Annotated in this window: 4 protein-coding genes; 3 read left to right on the top strand and 1 reads right to left on the bottom strand. The window is 75.0% G+C overall.

What is annotated here, in order from left to right:
• The first annotated feature begins 241 nt into the window (after window positions 1–241).
• Together ACWDRR_RS44120 and ACWDRR_RS44115 are read left to right on the top strand one after the other, a co-directional pair.
• Complete coding sequence (locus ACWDRR_RS44120) at window positions 242–1,036, top strand: DUF2785 domain-containing protein (protein WP_449777990.1); 795 nt, start codon at window positions 242–244, stop codon at window positions 1,034–1,036.
• Window positions 1,037–1,248: 212 nt separating this feature from the next.
• Window positions 1,249–2,193 (top strand): LPXTG cell wall anchor domain-containing protein, encoded by a 945-nt coding sequence (locus ACWDRR_RS44115; protein WP_449777989.1) that lies wholly within the window; start codon window positions 1,249–1,251, stop codon window positions 2,191–2,193.
• Between the two features lie 88 nt (window positions 2,194–2,281).
• On the opposite strand, the gene ACWDRR_RS44110 is transcribed toward ACWDRR_RS44115, so the two are convergent.
• Window positions 2,282–3,184, bottom strand: a complete 903-nt coding sequence (locus tag ACWDRR_RS44110; protein ID WP_449777988.1) for a helix-turn-helix domain-containing protein — start codon at window positions 3,182–3,184, stop codon at window positions 2,282–2,284.
• 201 nt (window positions 3,185–3,385) lie between these two features.
• Between ACWDRR_RS44110 and ACWDRR_RS44105 the strand changes: the two genes are divergently transcribed.
• Window positions 3,386–4,777: an MFS transporter gene (locus ACWDRR_RS44105; RefSeq protein WP_449777991.1), complete on the top strand. Its 1,392-nt coding sequence runs from the start codon at window positions 3,386–3,388 to the stop codon at window positions 4,775–4,777.
• Window positions 4,778–4,827 lie beyond the last annotated feature (50 nt).

The raw sequence follows: 4,827 nt of genomic DNA, 5'->3' as shown, positions 1-4,827 counted from the left end.
CCACCGAATACGCCTGGATCGCCCGCCAGGCCGGCCACTACGGCCCCGAAACCCGACAGCGACAGACCCCCGGCCGCCACCGCATACCCGGCTGAACCCGCACGCGGCACCCGGGCCCTCGCCGCCCCGGCGAGGGCCCGCCCGCGCCCGGTACGTCACCGTGCCGCGTCGAGGCTGACCGCCCGGCCGCCGCCCGGAAATTCCCGGTGCCGCACAGCGAGCCGGACCTATCCTGCCTGCCGTGACCGACTGGAGCAGGATCGAAGCCGCCGACTGTGCCGTGCCCACCGACCGCCCCCTGGAAGAGCTGGTCCGCGAACTCTCCGCCGCCCTGGCGGACCCCGACCCGGACGTCCGGGACGGCGCGCCCTACGCCGTCCTCGCGACCTGGATCGAGCGCGGGGTGATCGACGGGCCCCGGCGGCTGGCGCTGGGGGACGAGATGGCCGCCCGCTTCCTCGACCCGCAGATCCAGGCCCGCACCTTCGCCCCCCTCGTGCTCGACATGCTGGTCGAGAAGGGCGACTTCAAGGCCGGCTGGGTGGACGCGTTCGAGCGGTGGTACCCGGCGGAGCAGGACCTGCGCGGCCATGACGAGAAGCTCGGCTGGCTGCACGCCGTCGCGCACGGCGCGGACCTGCTGGACCGGTTCGGCCGCCACCCCGAGGTGGATCCGGCCCGGATGCTGCACCTCGCCGCCGCGCGGCTGACGGCGCCCACCGACCACGTGCTCGACCAGCTGGAGGACGACCGGCTGGCACGGGCGATCGCCCGGGTGCTCACCCGGCCCGACCTGGGCGAGGCCGACGCGACCTCGTGGCTGGACCCGATCGCCGACCGCTTCGGAGCCGACCGCATCAGCACCCCGGTGCCGGCCCACCTCAGCAACTGCCTGCGCACGCTGCGCCTGCTCTACGTCCTCGCGGACCGGGGCGTGCGGGCACCGAACACCGACGCCGCGCCGGACGCCCTCCCCCACGGGGCGGCGGTCAAGGAGCGCCTCGCCTCGGTCCTGGATCGGATCGTCAAGCGGTGAGCGCGGGAGCACCCGCGTCCGGCACCGGGCCGCTCGAAAGACTCCCGAAGAAACTTTGAACCCACCTGCAACCACCACCCGGGATGCGCGTCTATACGGATGAAGGCACGGAGAGCGAGACCGGCAAGGCCGGGGGGCGCTCCCGCTCGACAACAGCGGGCAGCCGGTCGTCTTCACCACACCATTCGGTCATGACCCTGGGGAGTCACGTCATGCGCACGTCCGTTATGCCCTCGTTCACGAAGAACGTCCGCTCGCTCGCCGGCCGCCGACGCCTCGCCACCCTCGCCGCCACCGTCGTCCTCGCCGGCGGCGTCCAGCTGATGACCGCCGACGCCTCCTGGGCCTGCGAGGGCGGCACGGCCCCCGCGGAGGCCAAGCCGGTCACTCCGGCCGCCGCGCACCACGGCGACCTCGCCGCCGGGTTCCACATGACCCCGGACCACCAGAGCATCACCGCCGGCGGTGCCAAGGCCGAGGTCGGCGTCGAGGTCGCCAACTTCACCGGCGCCCCGTACGAGAACGTCGCCCCCACCATCTCGATCTTCAACGAGAAGGGCGCCACCCAGCTGGAGGACTTCACGATCGAGGCGGCCACCGGCGGCGGGTGGAAGAAGCTCTCCCTCCGGCACGGCTGCGACCCGGCGATCATCGCGGACACCAGCTCGCTCAAGGCCAAGAAGCTCAACGACGGCCGGGCCGAGAACTTCCTGTTCCGGATCTCCGTCTCGGCGAACGCCGCCGCGGACCTGAAGGACTTCACCGTCTTCGTCGGCGGCAAGGCCGACGGCTACCCCTCGGAGTCCGGGGGCTCCCACTCCTACGCCGTGGTCCGCACCGCCGCCCCGGCCAAGCCCGCCACCCCCGCGAAGCCCTCCGCCAAGGCGACCACCGCCGCCAAGCCCGCGGCCCCCAAGCCGACCGCGCCTGCCACCGCCAAGGCGGCTCCGGCCCGGCCCGCGGCCGACCAGGCCCCGGCCGCCGCACCGAGCGCCGCGCCCTCCGCCCCCGCCACCACCGCGCCCGCCGGCACCCCCGAGCTCGCCCAGACCGGCTCCAGCTCCACCAACGGCTTCCTCGCCGCCTCCGCCGCCGCCTTCGTCGCCCTCGGCGCCGGCGTCCTGATCGCCGTGCGCCGCCTGCGACCCCAGCGCTGACCGGTACGCACGGAAACCCGGAGGGGCCCTGCTTCGCACCGCCACGCGAAGCAGGGCCCCTCCGGCGTCTCCGGGGGCGCGCTACCGGTCAGTCGCCGACCGGGCTCCCGGCGGACTCCCACGCGTGCACGGCCGCCGCACTGGCCGCCAGCAGGCGCAGCCCGGCCTCGGACGTGGACCCCGGGGCCGCGCTGAAGAGCAGCATCCGGTGCCCGGACGCCTCCGGCAGCGGCAGCGCCTCGAAGTCCAGCGTCAGCCCGCCGACCACCGGGTGCTGGAACTCCTTGCTGCCGAACAGGCAGTCGTGCACCGGGTGGCGCGACCAGAGCGCCGCGAACTCCGCGCTCTTCATCGACAGCTCGCCTATCAGCCCGGCCAGTTGCCGGTCCTCCTGGTGGCGCCCGGCGGCCAGCCGCAGGAAGGCCACCTGGGCCCGCGCCTCGGTCTCCCAGTGCGGGTAGAGCTCCCGGGTGCGCGGGTCGAGGAAGAGCAGCCGGCTCAGGTTCGGCCGGTCGGCCGGCCGGTCGGGCGCGGCCACGTCGAGGTGTCCGGCCAGCAGGGCGTGACCGAGCGGGTTCCAGGCCAGAACTTCGTTGCGCCGCCCGACCGCCACCGCCGGGACGTCCGCCATCGCCCCGATCAGCTGCCGGACGGCCGGGCGGGCCCGTTCGAAGCCCTCGGCCGCCCGCCCCTTCGCCGAGCGGCCCGGACGGCCCGGGCGGGCCAGGTTGCGCAGGTGGGCGTGCTCGTCGCCGTCCAGCCGCAGCGCCCGCGCGATGGCGTCCAGCACCTCGTCGGAGACGTTGCGGCTCTGCCCCTGCTCCAGCCGCGTGTAGTAGGTGATGCTGACGCCCGCGAGCTGTGCCAGTTCCTCGCGGCGCAGCCCGGGCACCCGGCGCCGGGTGCCGTACACGGTCAGTCCGACGTCCTCGGGCTGCAGCCGGGCTCGACGGGTGCGCAGGAACTCGCTCAGCTCTGCCGGGTTCTCCATGCCGTCCAGTGAACACCGCCGGCCGCCCCGGAGCCTGTCCCTGCCAGTGCCACCCTCGGCGGGGGTCTGGGTACACCGCACGCCGCCGCACACGCTGTTGCCGTACCCGCAGACCCCGTCGAGTCGAGAGGCAGTGCCGCGATGACCGCCACCCTGTCCGAAGCACCACCGGTCCCCCGGACCACGACCGGCACCACCGGCATGACCGGCACCACCGGCACCACCGGCACGACCGGCATGACCGGCCGGCAACGGCTCGTGCTGGTCGTGCTGCTGGCCGCCCAGTTCATGCTGGCCGTGGACTTCTCGATCCTGAACGTCGCCCTGCCGGTGATCGGCCGGGGCCTCGGCTTCGGACTCGGCAGCCTGCAGTGGATCGCCACCTCCTTCGCGCTGTTCGCGGCCGGCTTCACCCTGCTGTTCGGGCGGGTCGCCGACCTCTTCGGGCGGCGCCGGGTGTTCCTGCTCGGCCTGGCCGTGCTCGGCGCCGCCTCGCTGGTCGGCGGGCTGGCCACCAGCCCGGAACTGCTGCTGGCCGCCCGGGTCGCCCAGGGCCTGGCCACCGCCGCGGTGACCCCGGCCGGGCTGGCGCTGCTCACCACGGCCTTCCCCGAGGGACCGCTGCGCGAGCGGGCGCTGGGCCTGAACGGCGCGCTGATGTCGGCGGGCTTCACCTCGGGCGCGGTGCTCGGCGGGCTGCTCACCGACCTGCTGAGCTGGCGCTGGGCGTTCTTCGTCAACGTGCCGGTCGCGCTGGCCGTGCTGCTGGTCGCCCCCCGGCTGATCGCCGAGAGCAGGCCCGCCGGGACGGTGCGGATGGACCTGCCGGGCGCGGTCACCGTCACCGGTGGCCTGCTCGCCCTGGTCTACGGCCTGACGGCGGCCGGTGAGCACGGCTGGGGCGACCCGCTCGCGCTCGGGGCGCTGGGGCTGGGCGCGGCGCTGCTGGTGGCGTTCTGGTTCGTCGAGCGCGGCGCCGCGTCCCCGCTGGTGCCGGTCCGGGTGCTGCGCCGGCGCTCGGTGGTCTGGGGGAACGCCGCCGGGCTGCTGGCCTTCGCGACCGAGACCTCGCTGGTCTTCCTGCTCACCCTCTACCTCCAGCGGGTGCTGGGCTTCTCGGCGCTGGCCACCGGTCTCGCCTTCGGGGTGCTCGGCGCGGGCACGGTGCTCGGCGGGGTGGTGGCGCCGCGGCTGATCGGCCGGCTCGGCAGCCGGGGCGCGCTGCTCGCCGGGTTCCTGGTGCAGGCCGCCGCGACCGCCTCGCTGGTCCTGCTCGGCGCCGACCGGGCCTGGCTCGGCCTGCTGCTGGCGGCGACCTTCGTCGGCGGGGTGGGCAACATGCTGGCGATCGTCGGCTTCATGGTGACGGCCACCTCGGGCCTGCCGGACGAGGAGCAGGGGCTGGCCACCGGCGTGGCGACCATGACCCAGCAGGTCGGCATCACCCTGGGCACCCCGGTGATGAGCGCGGTCGCCACCGCGGCCGCCGCGGGCGGCACCGTGCTCACCGGCGTCGGCTGGGCGATCGCCGTCAACACCGCCCTGGTGCTGCTCGCCGCCCTGCTCCCGGCACTCTTCCTGCGGCGCCGGTGAACGACGCCGCACAGCAGCGGAGTGGGAAGTCGGACCGGCCGACTTCCCAC

Source organism: Kitasatospora sp. NPDC003701 (assembly GCF_053587085.1).
This window is presented reverse-complemented; position numbering and strand designations above follow the sequence as displayed.